Here is a 22,382-nt window from a genome sequence, read left to right as displayed (position 1 = left end):
TTGTGTATAAAAACCACTTTAATTGTATTTTATTTTACAATATTAAGAAAGTAGGTTTACTACAGAATTCTAGTATTATAAAATGATAGAGGCGCACTAATTTTTTTAATTTGATTTTGCTGAAATTTGTATATTAAGATTATTAGTTTTCGACATTAATTTTCGAGGGGAGTATTATTATTTATGAAGTATCGTGCAGTCGCGGCAGGTATTTTAGCCGCAAGTTTATTATCGTCTCCAGTAAGTAGTTTCGCAGCAGCGAAGAAGTTTTCGGATGTTCCTACATGGGCACAGGAATCAGTTGATTATTTAGTAAGTAAAAAAGCGCTTGATGGAAAACCAGATGGAACGTTTTCTCCATCTGAAGCAGTAGATAAAGGATCAGCTGCAAAAATATTAGCGGTAGTTCTTGGTTTACCAATTGATCCAAAAGCGAAACCATCTTTTAAAGATGCGCAAGATCATTGGGCAGCACCATATATTGCTGCAGTAGAAAAAGCAGGTGTAATTAGTGGAGATGGTACTGGGAAATTCAATCCATCAAGCCAAATTAACCGTGCATCAATGGCATCTATGTTAGTACAAGCGTACTCATTAGATAAGAAAATTATTGGAGAACTTCCAACACAGTTTAAAGATTTGGAACCTCATTGGGGTAAGGAAAAAGCTAATATTTTAGTAGCTTTAGAAATTTCAATGGGTACAGGAAATGGCTGGAATCCTGAAGGAACTGTAACTCGTGCTGAAGCAGCTCAGTTCATCGCGATGGCAGATAAAAATAAAACAAATACATCGAAAAGAATGTATATGAATAGAAACTTTATTACATATCATCAAGCATCATTATCATCTGGTATTACTGACGTTCAACATAAGCCACAAATGATTGAAGTGACAGAGCAAAGAGCGGACGGTTGGTTGAAGGTTGTAACAAGTAAAGGTGAGAAGTGGACACCATTACAAGAAAAAACAGAGTCTATTAATCAAGAATTCACTACATATCAAGAAGCTTCACATACGTCTACAGTGGCAGGCACACATAAAGCACAACAAGTAACTGTTATTGAAGAAAAAGATAGTTGGATTCGTATCCGTATGGGAGCTGGCTTCCAATGGGTTGATAAAAATCAATTAAACCCAGTGAAACAAGGTAACTTCCTAGAAGGTAAAGCGATTATTATTGATCCAGGTCATGGTGGAATAGATTCGGGTAACCAAGGTGTATACGAGAAAGAAAGTCAAATCGTATTAGACACATCTTTACGATTACAGAAAATATTTGAGAAAAAGACACCATTCACTGTGTTATTAACTCGTGATGATGATACAAGACCTGGAAGTAGTGCTCCTGAGTCTTTACAAAAACGTGTAGAATTTGCTCAAAAAAATAACGGTGATATCTTTGTAAGTATTCACGGCAACGGTTCTCAATATAAAAATGGACAAGGTACAGAAACATTCTATTATGCATCAACGACAAGAGCAACGAATCCAAATACAGAAGAAAGTCGTTTATTAGCAGAAAAAATTCAAAAACGTCTTGTAACAGCACTTGGAACAAAAGACCGTGGTGTGAAAGAAGGCGATTTATATGTAATTAGAGAAAATACAATGCCAGCTGTATTAGCAGAATTAGCATTTGTAGATAATACAAGTGATGCAAGTAAAGTAGCTACACCAGAACAGAGACAACGTGCAGCAGAAGCTATTTATCAAGGTATTCTAGATTACTACGAAGCAATGGGTAATAACGTATCTTCTTACCGTTAATAAATAGAGAGAATGATAGAAGAGATTGCCAAGAGGCAGTCTCTTTTATTTATCCCGCTATTTGCTAGGCAGTAAAACTCCCACCTCAAAATTCGGCTGGAGCAAAGAAGTTAGGTGGGAGCCCTGCTGCCCGTAAAAGCCCGATTGGCGAGGGCTGATTAAAGTTTCACTTTATTAAATGAATTATAAAGGTTTCTCTTTATTTCGGGCATGTGATATCATTTAATTTTATATGGAAAAGTATTTGAGTAATTGTGATCATAACAATTTTAAACGATAAAGGATGATAATAGATTGAGTAATCATAGTAAAACACCTGCATGTATATATACGTATGCGTTTCGAGAAGAGGAACGTGCTTTATGTTACTTGGAAATGCGTTCGTTCTTTGGGATGGAGTCTCACGTTAATATTTTGAAAAGTGAAGTCAAGATTGCTCCGAGTAGAAGTCCGTTTATTAAAGAACGCGTTGAGGTTATGTATGAAGGGGACGACTTAGAAAGCATTTTAGAACAAGTGGAACAAATTGATTTAGCGGGAGCGACATTCAAAGTTATCTTCGTTAAAATCAATGATCTTGGTAAAGAAAATAAAATTGAATATGGGGAAAGACGCCTTATTGAACGAGACCTCGGCATGCATATTGAAGGAGAAGCGGATGTTCGTAATCCAGAGCGTGTATTCGGGATTGTTCCTCTTGGAGGACGCTGGTACTTCGGACACTATGTAGAAAGTGATCCGGTTTGGTATCATCATATAAAAAAACCGCATAGCTATTCGACATCACTGAGCACACGTGTTGCTAGAGCTGTCGCAAATATCGCTGTACCAAACCCAGATGGAGTACGAGCTATTGACCCGTGCTGCGGTATTGGAACAGTAGTAGTGGAAGCACTTTCTATGGGGATTAACATCGTTGGTAGAGATATAAATCCACTTGTGGTTCTTGGAACGAGAAAAAACATCGCACATTTCGGGTTTGAAGGAACAGTAACAAAAGGCCCAATTGAAGAACTTACTGAGAACTACGACGTTGCAATTATTGATATGCCGTACGACCTATTTACGCACGCAACACCAGAAGATCAACTCTCAATCCTCTCAAGTGCGCGCCGCATTGCAAAAAAAGTAGTCGTAGTAACGATGGAAACAATGGACGACATGATTCATGAAGCGGGATTTGAAATTACAGACCGCTGTATCACAAGAAAAGGATCATTTTCTAGACAAATTCTTGTTTGTGAATAGGAAAGAAAGGTCACCCGTTTGGGTGACCTTTTTTGGTTTGTACTATTGTAGCATGATGTGTGATTGGTTGGTGGAATGGAGGGATGATTTGGCGGGATTTGTCGAAACGTCGATATATTCCGAGTTGTGATCGATATATTTGAAAAATCGCGAAATATTACGAGAATCGATCGATATCAGATTACTCTTCTTTCGTCTTCTCTTGTTGTGCGATTAATAAATTGCGTAATACGTGTCCGCGGTAACTTTCTAGTTTTCGTCCTTCATGATAGCGAACACCTAATTTTTTAAGCTCAGCTACGTACCAGCCTTTTGTTCCGTAATACATGAGACCACTTCCTTTTTTTCTTTTGAACAGTATATGTGCCGGGGCGAGAGAATTTTCTTTTTTTATTCATAAAATTTACAAAAGTGAATATTGAATATTCTGTTTATTTGTATTATGATTAGCTTATTATCGGATGACAGTGATTAGCCTCCCTGCAAGCCCGAGTTTACTTTTGTTCAATTGAATAGCGGAGCTTCTTTCCACTTGAACTTCCTTAGCAGGAGGACGAGCCATAAGGATAGAGACAGTAAAATCCAATGTAAATGTGTACATTGTTTTTCTGGCTCTTTTTATTTTTTAGTTAAAGTAGGAGGGGATTTTAAGAAAGCGTTATCAAGGTTGATGATGCACGTTCACGCTAATGGGGGGCTGGTGAATTATTTGGCTAAAGAGAAAAAGGAGTTACAAAAGGATTTAAAAACTCGGCATATAACAATGATTTCGATTGGCGGTGTTATTGGGGGCGGTTTGTTTGTAGGAAGTGGAACGATTATTCAATCGACAGGGCCTGCGGCGATTTTGTCCTATATTATCGGCGCTTTAATGGTTGTGCTCGTGATGCGGATGTTAGGAGAAATGGCAGCGGAAAATCCTGATAGCGGTTCTTTCGCAACGTATGCGAACAAAGCAATTGGGCCGTGGGCAGGGTATACGATTGGGTGGTTATATTGGTTTAACTGGGTCATTATTATCGCAATTGAAGCGGTGCTTTTAGGCGTGATGATTAACAATTGGTTCCCTTCGGTTCCAGCATGGATTGCGAGTTTATGTATGGTCCTTTTAATGACGATGACGAATGTATATTCAGTAAAATTGTACGGTGAGTTTGAATATTGGTTAGCGTTTATTAAAGTTATTGCGATTGTTGCGTTTTTAATTTTAGGAGTTTCGATGTTTTTTGGACTTGTTCCGGGAGTGGAGAGACCGAGTCTCGCTATGGTTACGGAAAATGGAGGCTTCTTCCCTAATGGAATTGTCCCTGTCTTACTGAGCGTTGTATTTATTTCTTTCTCTTTATCGGGAAGCGAAGTCGCCGCTATTGCAGCCGGGGAATCGGAAAATCCAGAGAAGAATGTTATACGAGCGATTAATAGTGTAGTATGGCGCCTTATGCTTTTCTTCGTCGGTTCGGTAACAATTTTAGTTATGTTTATTCCGTGGACGGATAAGGAGTTATTAAAACTTCCGTATGCAAGTTTATTTAATATGGCAGGAGTACCTGCAGCCGCAGAAATTATGAATGGTGTTGTATTTTTATCACTACTTTCCGTTATGAACTCAGGTATATATACGAGTTCGCGTATGTTATTTTCACTTGCTAAAAAAGGTGATGCTCCGGCTAGTTTCTCACGGTTAAATAGTAGAGGGACACCGGTTGTAGCGATCTATGCAAGTATCGTATTTGCATTTATTTGCGCGATGTTGAAATTTATATCTCCTGATAAACTGTTTGCGTTTTTAGCGAATAGTTCAGGTGGTGTAACGATGCTGATGTATATGTTCGTTGCCGTTTCACATGTCAAGTTAAGACGAGAAAGAGAAAGAGAAAGAGAAGGGGCTGGAAAGCTGAAAGTGAAAATGTGGTTATTCCCTTATCTCACATATGCAACGCTTTTAATGATTATTACGATATTTGTTTCACAAGCATTTATAGCAGATATGCGGATGCAGTTTTACATGACGTTACTAGCTACGATCCTAGTAATAATAAGTTATTTTTTAAGAGTTAGAAAGTTCGATAAGCAAAAGTTGAATGATTTTACGATTATAAAAGATTCGGAAGTTAGCATAGAGAAAGAATAAGAAAAGGGGTTGTGTTCCATGTTGAAAGAAAAGAAAGATATTACAACTACAAAATCTAGCATATTACATGAAAGAAGAAAAAATGCGGTGCCAGAAGGGCCTTACAATATTACAGAGTTGTATGTGCAATCAGCAAAGGGAGCGATTATTACAGATGTAGATGGCAATGAATTAATCGACTTTGCGGGCGGAATTGGTATGCAAAACGTCGGGCACTGTCATCCGAAAGTAGTGAAGGCGATTCAAGAGCAAGTGGAATCTTCTATTCATAGTTGTTTTCACGTAGCGCCGTATGAAAGTTATATTGCACTCGCGGAAAGACTGAATGAATTAACGCCAGGTGATTTCAAGAAAAAAACGATGTTTGCGAATAGCGGTGCGGAAGCAGTAGAAAATGCGGTGAAGATTGCTAGAAAAGCAACGGGAAGAAGTGCGATTGTTTCGTTTGAGCGTGCCTATCACGGGCGTACACTTTTGACGATGTCACTTACAAGTAAAGTGAAACCGTACAAGCATGGTTTTGGGCCGTTTGCATCAGAAGTATACAAATTACCATATCCATATTACTACCGTGCTGAAGAAGGACTGACATCAGAAGAAGTAGACGCGCAAATTTTAGCATATTTCGAACGCTTTATGCTAGAGGAAGTAGCAAGTGATAATATCGCTGCGATTATTTTGGAACCGCTTCAAGGCGAAGGCGGATTTATCGTTCCGACGACTACGTTCATGCAAGGAGTACGAAATATTTGTGATAAATATGGAATTATTATGATTGCGGATGAAATTCAAACTGGTTTTGCTCGTACGGGAAGCTTATTTGCAATGGATCATTTCGGCGTAGCACCTGATTTAATGACATTTTCAAAATCTATCGCTGCCGGTATGCCGCTTAGTGCAGTAACAGGACGAGCGGATTTGATGGATGCACCTGGACCAGGTCAATTAGGTGGTACTTTCTCAGGAAGTCCGGCTGCTTGCGCGGCTGCATTAGCTGTTTTAGATGTAATAGAAGAAGAGAATTTAGTAAAGCGCGCTGTAGAAATCGGCGAGCGCATGATGGAAGTGTTTAATAGCTGGAAAGATAAATACGAACTAATTGGTGATGTCAGGGGCCTTGGTGCTATGACTGCAATCGAGCTTGTAAAAGATAAAGAGACGAAAGAGCCAGCAGCGGAAGAGGTTAAAGCGATTATGAAGGAAACGCATAGTAAAGGAGTAATTACGATAAGCGCTGGTATTTATAGTAATGTGCTTCGCTTCTTACCGCCTCTTGTTATAACAGATGAACAGCTTGAAGAAGGGCTTACTATTTTAGAAGCTGCTATTGCGAAACTATCAAAATAAAAAAATGGTGGGGGCAGGGGAATGAGGTTTTTCAATTATATAAACGGTGAGTGGAGAGAACCTTCCACGAATGCATACGTTAAAAATTATAATCCGCATAACGGGGAAGTGCTAGGTGAATTTCCGTTTAGTTCAGTAGAGGATACACGAGTAGCAATCGCATCAGCGAAAGAAGCTTTTCATAAATGGCAAAAATTATCGTTTCAAGAAAGAGCGAGCTATTTATGGAAAGCGGCAGCTATTTTAAAAGAAAAGGTAAATGAAGTTGGCCGGGATGTAACAAATGAAGAAGGAAAGACGATTGCGGAAGGGATAGGCGAGACGAAGCGGGCGATTAGCATTCTTGAATATTATGCCGGGGAAGCGAATCAGCCGAGCGGAGAAATCATACCGTCTGCTAATGAAAGTACAATGCTTTACAGTAAACGTGTGGCAGTCGGGCCGGTCGGATTAATTACGCCGTGGAACTTTCCAATTGCGATTCCAGTGTGGAAAATGGCGCCGGCACTTATTTACGGAAATACGATTGTAATTAAGCCGGCTGAAGTTACGCCAAAATCGGTGTACCATCTTGTAAATGCTTTTCATGAGGCAGGCATTCCAGCCGGCGTTATAAATTGTGTATTCGGAAAAGGCTCTGAAGTTGGGGCAGAATTAACGGGAAATCCGGATATAAAAGCGGTATCCTTTACTGGTTCTAATCACGTTGGAAATATCATTCAAAAAGCAGCCGTTGAAACTGGGAAAAAAGTCCAATTAGAAATGGGCGGGAAAAATCCGTTAGTTGTATTAAAGGATGCCGATATTGAAAAAGCGGTAAATATTACGATAAAAGGTGCGTTTATGTCAACGGGGCAAAAGTGTACCGCAACAAGTAGAGTAATAGTTGAAGAAGGCATTTATGAAGCATTCAAGGGACGACTGTTGCAGCGCACTGAAGCTCTTACAGTTGGGAATCCGCTATATAGTAATACATTTATGGGTCCATGTGTTTCTAAGGGGCAGCAGCAATCTATTTTATCGATGATTGAAGTAGGAAAAGGAGAGGCTTCTTTACTGTATGGAGGCAGCGTGCCGGACGAAGCTGAACTGCAGCGAGGGTGTTATGTTTTACCGACTATTTTTGAAAATGTAGACAAAGATGCACGCATTGCAAAAGAAGAAATTTTCGGCCCAGTTATATGTTTATTTAAAGTGAATAGTTATGAGGAAGCAGTTTCTTTAGCGAACGATACAGAATATGGACTAAGCGCATCGATTTGTACGAATAATTTAAGTTTGTCGCAACGATTTATTGATGATATGGAAGTTGGAATGGTTCATGTAAATTCAGAAACTGCAGGAGCAGAACCGCAAGTTCCGTTTGGCGGAATGAAAAATTCTAGTGCTGGACCGCGTGAACAAGGAAAAGCGGCGAAAGAATTTTACACGAGAATAAAGACAGTATACGTAGATCAAGTATAAGTAGTCAAAAACATAGTAACGGAGGATGAAATATGCGTAAAGGGACATTTTTTATGGCAGGACATTCGAGACTTCCGAAAGGGATGGCTGTTCGCAGTATGTACGAAACATTAACAATTACAATTGAGGCAGATCATAAATATCACGTCATTATTGAAGCGTCATGTACGCTTGCGACAGAGCACGGTAGAGACTTCGTCGCTCAAATTTTGAGAGGACATAGTTTGCAAGATGGTATTGAAGAAATCGTTCAAGATATTATGGACCATTATCAAGGAAAAGCGCAAAATGCTATCGTCAGTGCGGTAAAAGATTTACATCGCCAATATGTAAGTTATTTAAATGATGAACAGCCTCAGGGAGAGTATGAGGAAACAACACCATAAAAACTGTCTAGTTTACAACCATAAACGAGAGCCAGTTGTATTTCCTTTAAAGGGATATAACTGGCCTTTTTTTGTTGCATATAATAAGGAGGAAAAAATATGAAAAAGTTAAGTGAAGTTCAAGTTGTAAAACAAGAGACGAAAAAAAGAGGGTGTGCGGAAAGTAAGGGAGTTTGTAAAATGTGTAAAGTATGTAGAGAAAATAATAAAAAATGAATTGACAGTTAGAATATTTTGAATTATTATTTAATTAATAAGATCCATATGAGAAATTAGCCTTCTCTATATCCGATCTTGCTTTCCTGTTTTACAAATATTTTCATACAAACTGTCTATTATTATTGTACTTTAAGAGATTAAAGAACATTCGTAATTATGAGCCAGTTGTACGTTTCTACGATTTTATGTCGTGGATGCGTATGACTGGCTTTTTCGATGTTAGGGCAGTAAGACCGAATCTCGGCATAAGAAGATAAGGATAACTGTCTGTAAAAAGCGTCCATAAGTTCTTCATATTTAAATTAGGGAGGAATTGAAATGTCGATTATTACAGAACAAAGTACGAAGATGAAATTTGCAAAGAAATATGAGGGGTATGAAATTGTTCCTCATCCAGAGCATAAGCGTTTATATCATATTGTTTTAAATCAGCAATTGCTTAAGCAGTTTTTTGAAGAGGTACAAGAGCATTCAGAGCAGTCATTACAATACATTCCGTATTCTCGGTTTAATCTTGCGGATAGCATGAGGAAGATTTTTGGGCAATCATTTATGGATAACATTCGCGGCATTGTTCATGACCGTGAAACGGGTGGATTTACAATTGGGGTGCAAGGTGAAACGGCAGATCCAGCAGACTACGTGAAATTTGCAACAGCATTAACACATTTAATCGGGGCGCCAAACTTTGATGCAATGACAGGAACGTATTATGCTAGATTTAATGTGAAAGATACAGATAGTAGTGATTCTTACCTTCGCCAAGCGTACCGATTGTTTACACTTCATACAGACGGTACATTCGTTGATGAACCGACAGATTGGCTTCTTATGATGAAAATTGAAGAACAAAATGCAGTAGGAGGGGAATCCCGTTTACTACATTTAGACGATTGGGAAGATCTTCAAAAATTTAGAAACCATTCACTCGCATCTGTTAAAGTTACGTATAAAGCACCACCAAGTAAAAATGCGCAAGAAATCGTCTATCGTGAAACATTTTTTGATGTGAATAACGCACCATGTATTTGCTTTATTGATCAGTTCGCTTATCCAGATAATATTGAACAAGCAAACTATCTGAAAGACTTATCATATTCTGTTGAAAACTCACCAGCAACACATGCATTAAAATTACCAATTGGTGACTTAGTTCTTTTAAACAACTTATTTTGGATGCATGGAAGAGCTGCGTTTGAGAAAAATAAAGATTTATATAGAGAACTAATGCGTCAGCGTGGTTGTTTTTCTAAATAAGTTTGTACGGCGGGTCTTAAAAAAGGCCTGCCTTTCATCATATTAAGGGGGAAGTAGGATGTATGACTTTATAATTATTGGCGGAGGAATTGTTGGTCTTTCAACTGGAATGGCTTTAACGAAAAAATTCCCTCGTGCGAAAATCGCGATCATTGAAAAAGAAAAGGAACTTGCACATCATCAAACTGGACATAATAGCGGAGTAATTCACTCTGGAATTTATTATAAACCAGGAAGTTATAAAGCAAAGTTTGCCAAAGAAGGAAACGCAGCTATGGTTCAATTTTGTAAAGAAAATGACATCGCTTATGACATGTGCGGAAAAGTAATTGTCGCTACAGAAAAAGAAGAACTTCCTCTTTTACATAACTTATATGAAAGAGGCTTACAAAACGATTTACATATTTTAAAAATAGATAAGGAAGAATTAGCTGAAATTGAACCTCATGTAAAAGGACTTGGCGCAATCCGTGTTCCTTCTTGCGGAATTGCTGATTATAAAGGAGTAAGTTATGCGTTTGCCCGTTTGATCCAAGAAAGCGGCGGAGAAGTACATTTAGGAACAGCAGCGGAGCGTATTACTGAGAAAAAAGACGCCGTAACAATTGAGACAAATCAAGGAGTATTTAAAACGAAATTTCTCATTAACTGCGCCGGCTTACACAGCGATCGCATTGCGAAAAAGACAGGAATATTAACGGATATGAAAATTGTTCCGTTCCGCGGTGAATATTATGAACTCGTCCCGGAAAAACGCCATCTCGTAAAACATTTAATCTATCCAGTCCCAAATCCAGAATTCCCATTTTTAGGTGTTCATTTTACAAGAATGATAAACGGAGACGTACATGCAGGACCGAACGCAGTATTAAGCTTCAAACGCGAAGGTTATACGAAAACAGACTTTAATATGAAAGATTTCATGGAAACAATGACATACACAGGCTTTTGGAAAATGGCGATGCCAAATATGAAAGAAGGCATAAAAGAAATGGTGCGCTCATTTAGTAAACAATCATTTTTAAAAAGCTTGCAGCGCTTAATACCAGAACTGACAGAGAAAGATATCGTCCCAACGCATGCAGGTGTAAGAGCACAAGCCATTTTATCGAACGGAAATATGGTTGATGATTTCTGTATTATCCCTGGTATCAATTCTCTGCATATTTGCAACGCACCATCTCCAGCCGCAACAGCTAGTATAAAAATTGGTGAGGAGATTGCGAAGCAAGTGCCGGATGTGGTGGCGGTTAGGGTTTGATGGGTCCCCCGAGGTTTTTGGGGGATTTTTTTAGTTTTGGATGCCAGAGTGTCCTCGGGTGGACTGGTTGTAGGCTAATAATCAGTGGGGATGACAAAAACCCACTGATTAATGTTCTACTTCATAAGTAATCCCATACTTCTTCAACTTTTTATATAAATTAGCGCGGGACATGCCTAATTTTTTCGCAGCGATGCTTTTGTTTCCGTATGTGTCTTCGAGAGCTTGTATAATTCTAGTTTTCTCTAAGTTCTTTTTCTCATCAGTGAGTGAGCGCTCTGTATGATGGACAGATTTCTGCGAAGGCAATAGCTGCAAAATATTTGCTTCGCGTATTTCTTTCCTGTCATGAAGGACAATTAATCTTTCTATTATATTGCGTAGTTCACGAATATTACCCGGCCAAAAATATGTATGCAATCGATTCATTGCTTCTTGATGAACGAATGGAGCGGGCTTGTTATATTTAAACGAAAATTCTTTTAAGAAATGATGAGTTAAAAAGGAAATATCGTCTGTGCGCTCTCTTAGCGGCGGGATGTGCGCTGTGAAAACATTTAATCTATAAAACAAATCAGATCGAAAAGTTCCGCTGAGCACCATATCTTCTAAAATACGATTCGTCGCGGCAATAATTCTTACGTTTATTTTTTTCGGCGTTTGTCCGCCAATTCGGTAAATCTCTTTTTCTTGTAAAGCGCGAAGTAGTTTCACTTGCATATCAATGGGGAGTTCTCCCACTTCATCCAAAAATAAAGTACCGCCACTTGCTAATTCTAACTTTCCTGCTTTTCCGCCTTTAGCGGCTCCAGTATATGCCCCAGATTCATAACCGAATAACTCACTTTCAAAGAGAGCGGTAGGAATAGCGCCGCAATTAATCGGGATAAAGGGTTGCTTGTTTCTAAGGCTTGCTTCGTGAATGGCCTGGGCAAATAGCTCTTTCCCAACGCCGCTTTCTCCTGTAATTAAAATCGTCGCATCAGTTTTTGCTACCTTTTTCATGTTGTGGATAATGTGCTGAAGTGTTGCGTTATTTCCTTTAATCGTGCTGAAGGGGTCATCTTGCTGATGCTGAATCATTTGCTTTAATTGCTGTAATTCTTCAGAAGTAGAGGATAATTTTTCATTTAACTTAATCGTCGCAGTAATATCTCTTTCTACAGACATAGAACCAACTAATTCGTTGTCGTCGTTATAAATAGGAGTCGTACTAATTAATACGTGTTTATCTGGTCGCGGAAGATGATAAATATCCCGAACTGGTTGCCCGCTCTCAAGAACTTTTAAATTCATAATATCTTCTTTGGAAAAGAATTCTTGCACATTCCTTCCGATAATATCTTCCTTCTTAATGTCATACATTTTTTCTGCTGCCTCATTCCAGTACAACATAACGCCCTTCGTATTTACGATAGAAATCGCCTCTTCCACGTAAGAGAGGAGTGTATGCAATGTTGGAACTGCAAAGGTATCGAATTGTTTCATAACATAGCCTCCAGAGATTTTATAAAAAAGTAGACAGTAGTATACAGATTTGTTGCCAAAAGGATACATCTTTTTCAGAAAAATGTAAACAAATTAACGCTTTGTACATTGGCATGGTATTTGCAATAAAAATAGTATCAACATATAGGGGAGAGATAGAAATGAAGGTTAGTAAAATATACACAACAATTGATGCTCACGTAGCTGGGGAACCGCTTCGAATTATTACGGGCGGAGTGCCAGAGATAAAGGGAGAAACGCAGTTAGAAAGACGTTCATACTGCATGGAACATTTGGATCATCTTCGTGAGGTTCTTATGTATGAACCGAGAGGACATCACGGAATGTACGGTTGTATCATTACACCGCCCGCAAGTGCTCACGCTGATTTTGGCGTACTATTTTTGCACAATGAAGGCTGGAGTACGATGTGTGGTCACGGCATTATCGCTGTTATTACAGTGGGAATTGAAACTGGTATGTTTGAAGTGACAGGTGAAAAACAAAAATTCATTATCGATAGTCCTGCTGGGGAAGTTATTGCGTATGCAAAATTTAACGGGAGTGAAGTAGAGTCTGTATCATTTGAAAATGTTCCTTCATTTGTATACAAAAAAGATGTTCCTATTAAAATAGATGACTATGAATTTCAAGTAGATATCGCATTTGGCGGAGCATTTTACGCAGTAGTAGATAGTAAAGAATTTGGTTTGAAGGTCGATTTTAAAGACTTACCTGCAATTCAAACGTGGGGCGGTAAAATTAAGCATTATATTGAAAATCAGATGGAAGTAAAGCATCCACTTGAAGAAGATTTAAAAGGAATATACGGCGTTATTTTCTCAGACGAACCGAAAGAAAAAGACGCTACGTTACGAAATGTAACGATCTTCGCTGATGGGCAAGTAGACCGTTCTCCTTGCGGCACAGGAACTTCTGCAAGAATCGCAACCCTTTTTGAAAAAGACGCCCTGCAAAAAGGAGAAATTTTCATCCACGAATGCATCACTGACGGACAATTTGAGGGAGAAGTATTATCCGTAACAGGGGTAGATAAATATGAAGCAGTCATTCCGAAAGTAACGGGGCAGGCCTTTATTACAGGATTTCATCAGTTTGTAGTAGATCCGAGAGATGTGTTAAATCGGGGGTTTTTGTTAGCTTAATGTTTTCTTAAGGGAGGGACCTTTGGATGAAGTGGTGGCGAAAACAAAATTTGCCTGTGAAAATTTTGATAGGGGCATTAATCGGTATTGCTTTAGGGGTAGCATTTGGACCGAAAGTAGCTGTTTTAAAACCGATGGGGGATATATTTATTCGTTTATTACAAATGATTATTGTTCCGTTAACTTTTTTAAGTATCGTCTCAGGTATCGCGCAACTTGAAAATCCGAAAATGTTACGAGCAATTGGTGGGAGAATTTTCATTTACTATGCAGTCACGGCTGTATTAGCGACAAGTATCGGCGTAGTAATTGCTTATATTATCAATCCTGGTAAAGGAGTAGAAGGTCTTCTTGCGAGCGGACAGAATTTTAAAGAAGAGAAGTTTAGTTTTGTAGATAATATCGTGCAATGGTTTCCTTCTAACGTCATTCAAGCAGCTTCAGAAACGAGCATGCTTCAAATTATAATCTTTGCTATTTTTGTCGGGATGGCACTAATTCTTCTTGGAGATCAAGCGAAAGGAATTCGTAAATTAGTACATGAAGGATCAGGAGTCATGATTAAAATTGCAGAGCTCGTTATTGGATTTGCTCCATACGGAATTATGGCGTTAATTGCTCATGTAGTTGGCACATTTGGAGCTGACATGCTTACTGCGGTCGTTAGCTATGTAGTAGCTGATTATTTATCATTGCTACTCATTGTGTTCATTATGTACCCAATTGTACTGAAAGTTTTCGGAAAGATAAGCCCAATTTATTTTTACAAACAAGTGAGTCCAGCTATGCTCGTAGCTGCTAGTACGACATCAAGTAGCGCAACGCTTCCGGTAACGATGGAAGTGGCGCAAAAAAGACTTCGTATCCCTGAGTCAGTAGCTGGTTTCACCATTCCGCTTGGAGCTACTGTTAATATGAACGGACTATCAGCAGCGCTTGGTGTATTAGCGGTTTTCGCATTAAACGTATACGGTATTCCAATTACATTTGGGCTTATTATGCAAACTGTATTTTTAGGAATCGTCCTTGCAGCGGGCTGTGCTGGAGTAAAAGGTGCGGACGTTATTACCGCGACCATTTTACTTTCTACACTAGGGCTTCCGCTAACAATTATCCCGATCATCGCAGCTGTTTCTCCGCTCGTTGATATGGGTCACACGGTTGTAAATATTACGGGTGATTTAGTAGGAGCGCAGGTCGTGAATGAAAATATAGCACAAAGTGAGGAAAAGAATATAGGAAAGGGTGAACAAATATGCTAGTCATAAGCGCGAACGAACAAAGAAACTTAGTAAATATGAACGAAGTTATTGAATACGCGGCGCTTGCTTTACAAGAATTTTCCGCAGAAAGAACGATTACACCAATACGCGGCTCATTACCATTTGCGAACGAGCAAAATACCGCATTAATTATGCCTTCAGTCGCGGAAGGACTTGAAGCGCTCGGAGTAAAAATAGTAACAGTAGTCCCGCACAACAAAAAGATAGGAAAGAAAACGATAAACGGTATTGTGATGCTATCAGACTTCCAAACGGGAGAACCACTCGCACTTTTAGAAGGATCGTACTTAACGATGATCCGAACAGGCGCCTTATCAGGAGTAGCGACAAAACACCTAGCTCGTCAAAACGCCAAAACTTTATGCATCATCGGCACCGGTGAACAGGCGAAAGGAATCGCTGAAGCTGTACTCGCCGTTAGGGACATTGAAAAAATCATTTTATACAACCGAACGGAAGAAAAAGCGTATGCATTTGCGCAATATATACAAGAGAAATTAGGTAAACCTGCATACGTCTATTCCAATGCGAATGAAGCCATAAGCGAAGCAGACATCATTGTCACAACTACGAACGCATCCACACCAGTCTTCACAGAAACATTGCAAAAAGGCGTCCACGTAAACGCCGTCGGCTCATTCAGACCGAGCATGCAAGAACTACCATCTCACGCCATCGCTAATGCAAATAAAGTAGTAGTTGAATCAAAAGAAGCAGCACTAGAAGAAACAGGTGACCTTCAAGTTCCGATAAAAGAAGGTTTATTTAAAGCTAGCAATCTTCACGCTGAACTCGGTCAAATTATAAGCGGAGAAAAAGCCGGCCGCGAAAACGATGAAGAGATTACTATTTTCAAATCAGTTGGTTTGGCGGTAGTGGATATTATTGTTGCGAAGTATTTGTATGAGAAAGCGGTGGAGCGTGGAGTGGGGAATAGGATTGAGTTTTGAGGGACTGCCTTTTGGTGGTCTTTTTTGTTTGGTTTGGCGGTCCATATATTTTGGCACATGAAAGTATATTGAGATTGTGGTGTTTTTTTTGTTTATAATGCCTGTATGCATCTCAAATATGATGTATCATGTATTCTGTTAAAATTAAACAAAAATGCAGGTGAGAAACTTTGGATTTAGTTCGAAAATTAACTCATATTTATGGCTTAGGACTTTGCTGTGGGGTGTGGAGTAAAGCTGAAGTAATTCAATGGTGTGATAAATTGATTGAAGCAAGTGAAAATCCGCCATATGAATTAATTGAGATATCCTTAATGTCTAAAGCAAAGATAGATGATATGGAAGGGAAGTTATTTGAGTTTAGTAGTACGGTTGATGAAGAATACACTGTTAAATTAACCCTTTCCGTCATTCATGAAAAACTAAAAAAACATGAACTGACGATTGAAGAATCAATTAAATGCACCACTAGACTTTTAGTTAATAGGGGGGTGCATTGGGAGGCGGAATACTTTGAATTATATAGTCTAGATGATAGCTATGACTTAGCTAAAGTTGGTATTCATTTTGATTTAAGTCAAGTTATTCATACATATATTGAAATGTTAAGTATTTATAGTAAGTATTTTAGTGGATTTGAAAAACTGTATTTTAAAGTAATGGGAAATGAGTGGAGATTTTAATATATATCAGTATTTGATTGGCTTTGTTTGTCCCTTATTTTCCAATTGGAGAATAAGGGACAAAGTTTTATGAAGGAGTAAACTTAGACACCAAGTATGCAGTTTTTTACCATTCCCGCCATTCTTCTGTGATGTCTTCTTCGGATTCTAAGCCAGCTATTCGTGCTGCTGTATCGATAAATTCATAGAGATCTTCTCTTTCCATTGTTTCGATAAAATGGTCATGTTCGATATTTAGTTCATTTATTTTAATAACTACCTCTTTAACAACTTGCATTACTTCGACTTCGGTTGGATTCTCACCTAATTGCTCTAGATGGTTAATGTAAGTGTCAAGAACCGTATTTGTTGCACTTATATTTTCTTCAGTGAAAAATTCCCCATCTTCATCATACTCAATCCATGAGGTTGTTGGTTTATTTTTTTTCAATTCATCAAATGTCATGATAACCTCCTAAATGTGTTTTTTGTCTTTAATTTCATTCTACATTTTCGATCATATATAACAATCATTTTAGAGGGATTTCTTTTAGGTTGCTAGGTTTTAAACTCATTTTGAGAGGCCACCTCTTTCAAGGTGACCTCTCGTACTGCATTATTTTGAACTAGTACCATTCTTTAAACTATCTCCACCACCAAGCTCCGCCTCAATCTGCGAAGTCTTCGATGACTCAGCCATACGCCAATATGTAATAAAGCTTATTGCGATACATCCAGCCACGTAGAAATAGAATAGTGATTCCATTCCGATACTCTTTAGCCATAAAACAATGAACTCCGTTGTTTTAAAGAATATGGAAACTGTTAGGGGGCGTACGGGAAACTTATGCCTAATGCGCGAATTTCAGTTGGGAAGTGTTCTGCTTTTACAATTGCGTTAATGGAAGTGTAGCACCGATCATCATGAGTAAGAATGCAACGATTGAATTTGCATACTTTGGAGTGACCCAATAAAGTGAGACAAGGATAAAACACCCAGTCTGTCGTATGTAGATGTAAACGACAAATTGAAGGTTTTTTTTCATGTACCACTATTCGGGTTCACTTCAGGACTTGGTGCTTTTTTTATTTGTTTCTTTGTAAGGGCGCGGGTGCCGGTGTGGGATTGGTTGGTAGAAAGAGTTTCTCGATAAGTTAGAAGATATGTTAGATGCTCCACCGCATTGTTTAGGGATTTAAATTAAAAAATAATTATTAGGATATCCTTGGAAATCTAAAGAGGAGTATAATTGGACTGAATGATAATACATTAAAGGTGTAGGACGGGAGAATTATGATGATACATACTTTAGTAAGAGGACAAAAGATAGACGTCACAAAGAATCATCCAGAGATCAAAGGATTCCTGGTAGATTTAACTTGGGATGCCCCAATGAATATAGATGTAGATGCATCAGCTTTTTTAGTAGGTTTTAATGGGAAAATTACTAAAGAAGAAGATTTTGTTTTCTATGGACAACCGTATTCTAGTTGTCGATCTGTTCAATTGAATCAAAATATAACAAATGGAAGTAAACAAAGATTTTCAATAGATTTTACTCATATAAAAGATGAAGTCCAAAAGATTGTATTTTCGATTACAATTCATAATGCTGAAGAGAAGAAACAGGCTTTACGAGATGTTTCCCGTATTCAATTGAAAATAAGCAACGCACAATCTGGATTAGAAATTATTCATTTTCCTATCACACATCCTTTTACAGATGAAAGTGCCATTATTGTAGGAGAGCTATATCGACATGGAGGAGGGTGGAAGTTTAATCCTATTGGAGCTGGATATTTTGGTGGCTTAGCTGCATTATGTACAAGTTTTGGAATAGAAATCGCAGATGATGAAAAACAAACAGCTCCTCCTGTAGAGAAGAAAATAGTTCATACTCCCCCTCCAGTACAAAAACCTATAAGTGTAATGAAGGTTGAATTGAAGAAAAAACAATCTATAAATATACAAAAATCTAAAATGGTAACAGCTACTTTAGAGTGGGAAACAAATAAGGACTTAGACTTATATTGTTTTTACGTAACAACCAATGGGGAGATAGGAAAGGTTTATTATAAACATTTAGGTTCTTCCAAGGTATCGCCTTATATTGTGTTGGACGGTGATTCGCAGGAACCAGGAAAAGAAACAATTCGTATTTATCGACCAGAAGCTTTAAAATATGTTTTATTTGCTGCATATAGTGCTGTTGGAAATGGTATAGGAAGTTTCTATTCTATGAAAGCCAAGGCAGTTGTAGATAATCATATGGGTAGTGTCGTAACGGCTCCTTTATTAGAAATAAATAACCATGCTTATTGGGTATGCATTGCGCATATTGATTTTACCGATTCAAATGAGATGAAGATTTCACATGTAGAAAGCTACTCGAAGGACCATTCAGAAGCTTCACCACTATTGTATGAGAATGGGAAATTTCGAATGGATGTTGGGCCGATTGAATTTAAAAATGAAGAGGATTATCAGAATTATTTTAAATGATAAGGTAGAAAAAAATGATTTTACAGAGATGAAAGTGTTGTTAGGTATTTTATATAAGATGTGTTAATTTTCATGATTTGTGTATATTAAATGGATTATAGCTAGATAAATTTTTATATACCATCTAGTTATAATCCATTTTCGTTAATGGAAAAGGTAGTTATTTATTCGTCTTGTTAATAATTTCAGCAATATAAGAACTATTCAACCAATAACACTGCTTTGTAATGTGCTGGCCATCAGGTAAAGTTACTTTATCAGCACCGTTGCGAGCTTTTGGTCTAATATGCGCAACACCGTTGAAATTTATTTTTGGTAAGTTATTTGCTTCGACGACTTTATCACCACGTGTTTTATATTCAATTTGAATGCCTTCATTTATTACTTTATTAACTTCTTCCCATAGTTCACGTATTTCTTTTTCTATTGTAGGGGCAGGCATGTTCCAAAGCTTAATACCTTTAAAGTAGAGCTTACGGTTTGGGTTTTCTTTTTTTGTTTGGTTAAATTCAAAAATTACGAATAAAAACTTGGTTTGATAGAAGCGCTCTCGAATTTCGCTTTCTTCCCACGATTCATTTGTCCATTGATGAAAATCAATTGTCTCAAATGACATGTTTTGTTCTGGCTTTCCGTTGGGTTCTAAACGAATTGTCTTGAATTCTATATTAGCTTTCGCAAATTCTTCAATTTTATCGAGTCGAGTTCCTTTAATGCCAAGTAAAGAACTTACTAATAATGGAATAAAGCTCTTGGTTGTAGGTTTGTAATCGATAGATAATTTTTGAGCGATTTCTTGATCAGTTAGGCCTATGTAATTCTCAAATTTTGAGTAAAGGATTTCTTCTAACGATTTTCCTTTTAGTTCATTTGTTGTTGTAAAACTTACTAGTTCTTCGTTTAGGAGATATCTGCGAACTAGTGCTGTCATATAAGAAGGCTTTAATGAAAAAGCTCTTTGCATTGCTTGAATTTCAGAATACGGCTGTGAGCGAAGCGAATTTTTATTGGAACCTTTTGTGCAAGCTCCTAAATAGTTTGTATCACCTTCAGATAATTCATGTGCTTTGCCGGCACGAATTTTATTTACGATGGTTTCCCAGTCTTGTTTAATTATTTCTAAATCAGCTTCAGGATAGGTGAATAGAAGGCTTTTTGTAATATGAAAATCTTTACGGTCTACGTCAGGTACCCATTCATAGAACATTAATAGTAGCTTTTCGTTCTTCTTCCAAAAGCTTGATGTCTCAAAGTGTGTATGAACTTCTTCCATATAGTTGATAATATTTAAAACTAAGCGCTCTTTGGCTGATAATGAACCGTTTTTATTTTGTTTAAACGCTGTTACTTTTAGTTCAATACCAAGGTGTTTAAAATCAGCTTCTGCATTTGAATTTATTTCATATCCGAAAAAGCTCTCCTCAATTACTTGACCTAATCCGCCTTTTGATTTTGCGTTTGTGAGTCGGTCAGTTGTATCGATTTCACCAAATGTTTTTCCTTCAGCTTCATGTGCTTTTTGCATTAGTTCTTCTACTGTAGTGTAGTCCATAATAATCACCTTTCTGTATCTAGTGCTGCGTGGTATGGTTTTAAACATTGCATATTAAAGTTATGCTATAATAAAAAGCTGTTTCAATTTTATATAAGTAAAATTTATAAGAAGGAAAAGTCAGTTTGTTCTATTAAATAACAGTTATATTGGATTTATTTAAGTCCGTTTGTTTTTTGACATAGTAACGAAGTATTTTCTTAATAGTTACAAGCCGAAAAGGAATTGTAAAAAAGTATGGTTCTTGAAATGTTATAGTTGATCTTTTCCTCACTTTTTATTATAATGAAGCATAGATAAATAAAATACCGAAAGGATGTTCGTGTATTTATGGTGAAAGTAGTAGAACTTTTCGCGGGAGTAGGAGGTTTTAGATTAGGACTGGAAGCAAACGAAAACTTTGACGTTCTTTGGGGAAACCAATGGGAACCCTCAACTAAAGCACAACATGCATTTAATTGTTATGCAACTCGCTTTGAAAATAAAGGAATACATGTAAATAAAGATATAGCTGAAGCTTGGCAGGAAATACCTGAGCATGATTTATTAGTAGGAGGCTTTCCTTGCCAAGATTATTCTGTAGCACGTACTTTATCAAATGAAAAAGGGATACAAGGGAAAAAAGGTGTTCTTTTTTGGGAGATAATGAACATAGTTAATTCTCGCAAGCCAAGGTTTGTTTTGTTAGAGAATGTAGATAGATTATTGAAGTCACCAGCAAAACAAAGAGGCCGTGATTTTTCTATTATGCTGGCGAGCTTTAGAGATGCAGGATACGTAGTGGAATGGAGAGTTATTAACGCTGCGGACTACGGCAATTCACAAAGAAGACGAAGAGTATTTATTTTTGCGTACCTAAAAGAATCTCATTTCGCATCTGTTCAAAATGGAATGAAGTCGTTAGAAGTATTGTGTAAACATGGATTCTTCGCTCCGATTTTTAATGTGCATGAAGCACCAAAGGAAAACAAAAAAAGAGGGCAATTTGAGTTGCCGGTCGATATTATTGAGGTTTCTGATACATTTAAAGAGGAATACTATAATTCTGGTGTGATGATAGATGGACAAGTATATACTGAAGAAGTAGTTCCAGTAACTGAAAGTCCAGAGACTTTAGGTGAGGTTGTTCAGAAAGTATATGATAAATTTGGCCCTGCCGATGAATCATATTATTTGAAAATGGATAAGATTAACAAAAAGGGAAGAACAGAATTTGAGGAACTTAAGTACCTTAAAGGTCCTAAAAAGGAAGAAAGAGTATCAAAGGCGACGGGCCATAAATACTTCTACGCTGAAGGAGGAATGGCTTTCCCAGATGATTTAAATAAGCCTGGCCGTACAATGTTAACAAGTGAAGGAACATGCAATAGAAGCTCTCATGTAATTGAAGATCCTTATACAAAAAGGCTAAGATATTTAACACCAGCTGAGTGTGAGTTGTTAAATGGTTTCCCGATGGACTGGACGAATACAGGAATGCCACAAAGAAATAGATACTTTTGTATGGGAAATGCTTTAGTGGTTGATTTGGTGGAGCGAATGGGTCAAAGGATTTTAGAGATTAACAAAGAAGAAGAGAAGATGGATAGTATTGTGCAGTTGAGTTTATTTTAAGAAATAAATAGGGCACATGCTTATTAGATATTTAAAATAATAAAGTATTGGAATAACCTGGATTCTATAGCTAGCTATAGA

At 37.7% G+C, this 22,382-nt stretch carries 17 protein-coding genes and 2 pseudogenes; 14 read left to right on the top strand and 5 right to left on the bottom strand.

The window, feature by feature from the left end:
- The first annotated feature begins 183 nt into the window (after positions 1-183).
- Positions 184-1,770, top strand: coding sequence for an N-acetylmuramoyl-L-alanine amidase (locus tag KI356_RS00925; RefSeq protein WP_212934586.1), 1,587 nt, complete (start codon positions 184-186; stop codon positions 1,768-1,770).
- A gap of 294 nt (positions 1,771-2,064) precedes the next feature.
- Positions 2,065-3,018: a TRM11 family SAM-dependent methyltransferase gene (locus KI356_RS00920; RefSeq protein ID WP_212934585.1), complete on the top strand. Its 954-nt coding sequence runs from the start codon at positions 2,065-2,067 to the stop codon at positions 3,016-3,018.
- Between the two features lie 181 nt (positions 3,019-3,199).
- Here KI356_RS00920 and KI356_RS00915 read toward each other — a convergent pair.
- Positions 3,200-3,416 (bottom strand): annotated as a pseudogene (locus tag KI356_RS00915) (YflJ family protein).
- Between the two features lie 302 nt (positions 3,417-3,718).
- Between KI356_RS00915 and KI356_RS00910 the strand changes: the two are divergent.
- The 6 genes from KI356_RS00910 (at position 3,719) to lhgD (ending at position 11,083) form a co-directional block, all read left to right on the top strand.
- Positions 3,719-5,149: an amino acid permease gene (locus KI356_RS00910; protein WP_212934584.1), complete on the top strand. Its 1,431-nt coding sequence runs from the start codon at positions 3,719-3,721 to the stop codon at positions 5,147-5,149.
- Positions 5,150-5,167: 18 nt separating this feature from the next.
- Positions 5,168-6,496, top strand: a complete 1,329-nt coding sequence (gene gabT, locus KI356_RS00905; protein ID WP_212934583.1) for a 4-aminobutyrate--2-oxoglutarate transaminase — start codon at positions 5,168-5,170, stop codon at positions 6,494-6,496.
- A 21-nt stretch (positions 6,497-6,517) separates the two neighbouring features.
- On the top strand, positions 6,518-7,960 hold the full coding sequence (locus KI356_RS00900) for an aldehyde dehydrogenase family protein (RefSeq protein ID WP_212934582.1): 1,443 nt from the start codon (positions 6,518-6,520) through the stop codon (positions 7,958-7,960).
- 32 nt (positions 7,961-7,992) lie between these two features.
- The gene (locus tag KI356_RS00895; protein WP_212934581.1) at positions 7,993-8,346 is read left to right on the top strand and encodes a DUF3870 domain-containing protein; all 354 of its coding nucleotides are present in this window, start codon (positions 7,993-7,995) and stop codon (positions 8,344-8,346) included.
- A gap of 537 nt (positions 8,347-8,883) precedes the next feature.
- Positions 8,884-9,822, top strand: a complete 939-nt coding sequence (gene glaH, locus KI356_RS00890; protein WP_128283469.1) for a glutarate dioxygenase GlaH — start codon at positions 8,884-8,886, stop codon at positions 9,820-9,822.
- Positions 9,823-9,880: 58 nt separating this feature from the next.
- The gene (gene lhgD / locus KI356_RS00885) at positions 9,881-11,083 is read left to right on the top strand and encodes an L-2-hydroxyglutarate dehydrogenase (RefSeq protein WP_212934580.1); all 1,203 of its coding nucleotides are present in this window, start codon (positions 9,881-9,883) and stop codon (positions 11,081-11,083) included.
- A gap of 108 nt (positions 11,084-11,191) precedes the next feature.
- Here lhgD and KI356_RS00880 read toward each other — a convergent pair whose 3' ends face one another.
- Positions 11,192-12,571: a sigma-54 interaction domain-containing protein gene (locus KI356_RS00880; protein ID WP_212934579.1), complete on the bottom strand. Its 1,380-nt coding sequence runs from the start codon at positions 12,569-12,571 to the stop codon at positions 11,192-11,194.
- A gap of 113 nt (positions 12,572-12,684) precedes the next feature.
- Between KI356_RS00880 and KI356_RS00875 the strand changes: the two genes are divergently transcribed.
- The 4 genes from KI356_RS00875 to KI356_RS00860 all read left to right on the top strand — a co-directional run bounded on the left by KI356_RS00875 (position 12,685) and on the right by KI356_RS00860 (position 16,653).
- Positions 12,685-13,737 (top strand): proline racemase family protein, encoded by a 1,053-nt coding sequence (locus KI356_RS00875; protein ID WP_212934596.1) that lies wholly within the window; start codon positions 12,685-12,687, stop codon positions 13,735-13,737.
- A 26-nt stretch (positions 13,738-13,763) separates the two neighbouring features.
- Entirely contained in the window at positions 13,764-14,999 is a 1,236-nt protein-coding gene (locus KI356_RS00870) for a dicarboxylate/amino acid:cation symporter (RefSeq protein WP_212934578.1), read from the top strand.
- Positions 14,993-15,970: an ornithine cyclodeaminase family protein gene (locus tag KI356_RS00865; RefSeq protein WP_212934577.1), complete on the top strand. Its 978-nt coding sequence runs from the start codon at positions 14,993-14,995 to the stop codon at positions 15,968-15,970. The genes KI356_RS00870 and KI356_RS00865 overlap by 7 nt, the downstream gene beginning before the upstream one ends.
- A gap of 170 nt (positions 15,971-16,140) precedes the next feature.
- A complete protein-coding gene (locus tag KI356_RS00860; protein WP_212934576.1) occupies positions 16,141-16,653 on the top strand; it encodes a protein kinase in 513 nt (170 codons plus the stop codon).
- 106 nt (positions 16,654-16,759) lie between these two features.
- Here KI356_RS00860 and KI356_RS00855 read toward each other — a convergent pair whose 3' ends face one another.
- Together KI356_RS00855 and KI356_RS00850 are read right to left on the bottom strand one after the other, a co-directional pair.
- Complete coding sequence (locus tag KI356_RS00855) at positions 16,760-17,098, bottom strand: hypothetical protein (protein WP_212934575.1); 339 nt, start codon at positions 17,096-17,098, stop codon at positions 16,760-16,762.
- A gap of 150 nt (positions 17,099-17,248) precedes the next feature.
- Positions 17,249-17,630: pseudogene (locus KI356_RS00850) on the bottom strand (alpha-ketoglutarate transporter); the annotation flags it as partial.
- Positions 17,631-17,929: 299 nt separating this feature from the next.
- Between KI356_RS00850 and KI356_RS00845 the strand changes: the two are divergent.
- A complete protein-coding gene (locus KI356_RS00845) occupies positions 17,930-19,135 on the top strand; it encodes a TerD family protein (protein WP_212934574.1) in 1,206 nt (401 codons plus the stop codon).
- A gap of 160 nt (positions 19,136-19,295) precedes the next feature.
- Here the strand turns inward: KI356_RS00845 and KI356_RS00840 are convergent, their stop codons facing one another.
- Positions 19,296-20,687 (bottom strand): Sau3AI family type II restriction endonuclease, encoded by a 1,392-nt coding sequence (locus KI356_RS00840; protein WP_212934573.1) that lies wholly within the window; start codon positions 20,685-20,687, stop codon positions 19,296-19,298.
- Positions 20,688-21,017: 330 nt separating this feature from the next.
- Here KI356_RS00840 and dcm point away from each other — a divergent pair, with 330 nt between their 5' ends.
- Positions 21,018-22,301: a DNA (cytosine-5-)-methyltransferase gene (gene dcm, locus KI356_RS00835; RefSeq protein WP_212934572.1), complete on the top strand. Its 1,284-nt coding sequence runs from the start codon at positions 21,018-21,020 to the stop codon at positions 22,299-22,301.
- Positions 22,302-22,382: the final 81 nt, after the last annotated feature.

The sequence above is a fragment of the Bacillus hominis genome (genome assembly GCF_018332515.1).
Lineage (GTDB): Bacteria > Bacillota > Bacilli > Bacillales > Bacillaceae_G > Bacillus_A > Bacillus_A hominis.
This window is presented reverse-complemented; position numbering and strand designations above follow the sequence as displayed.

Bases quoted from the DNA above. Each gene is read 5' to 3' on its own strand.
- lhgD (WP_212934580.1), top strand. From the start codon at position 9,881: ATGTATGACTTTATAATTATTGGCGGAGGAATTGTTGGTCTTTCAACT.
- KI356_RS00865 (WP_212934577.1), top strand. From the start codon at position 14,993: ATGCTAGTCATAAGCGCGAACGAACAAAGAAACTTAGTAAATATGAAC.
- glaH (WP_128283469.1), top strand. From the start codon at position 8,884: ATGTCGATTATTACAGAACAAAGTACGAAGATGAAATTTGCAAAGAAA.
- KI356_RS00875 (WP_212934596.1), top strand. From the start codon at position 12,685: ATGGTATTTGCAATAAAAATAGTATCAACATATAGGGGAGAGATAGAA.
- KI356_RS00895 (WP_212934581.1), top strand. From the start codon at position 7,993: ATGCGTAAAGGGACATTTTTTATGGCAGGACATTCGAGACTTCCGAAA.
- KI356_RS00855 (WP_212934575.1), bottom strand. From the start codon at position 17,098: ATGACATTTGATGAATTGAAAAAAAATAAACCAACAACCTCATGGATT.
- KI356_RS00925 (WP_212934586.1), top strand. From the start codon at position 184: ATGAAGTATCGTGCAGTCGCGGCAGGTATTTTAGCCGCAAGTTTATTA.
- gabT (WP_212934583.1), top strand. From the start codon at position 5,168: ATGTTGAAAGAAAAGAAAGATATTACAACTACAAAATCTAGCATATTA.
- KI356_RS00900 (WP_212934582.1), top strand. From the start codon at position 6,518: ATGAGGTTTTTCAATTATATAAACGGTGAGTGGAGAGAACCTTCCACG.
- KI356_RS00880 (WP_212934579.1), bottom strand. From the start codon at position 12,571: ATGAAACAATTCGATACCTTTGCAGTTCCAACATTGCATACACTCCTC.
- dcm (WP_212934572.1), top strand. From the start codon at position 21,018: ATGGTGAAAGTAGTAGAACTTTTCGCGGGAGTAGGAGGTTTTAGATTA.
- KI356_RS00870 (WP_212934578.1), top strand. From the start codon at position 13,764: ATGAAGTGGTGGCGAAAACAAAATTTGCCTGTGAAAATTTTGATAGGG.
- KI356_RS00840 (WP_212934573.1), bottom strand. From the start codon at position 20,687: ATGGACTACACTACAGTAGAAGAACTAATGCAAAAAGCACATGAAGCT.
- KI356_RS00845 (WP_212934574.1), top strand. From the start codon at position 17,930: ATGATACATACTTTAGTAAGAGGACAAAAGATAGACGTCACAAAGAAT.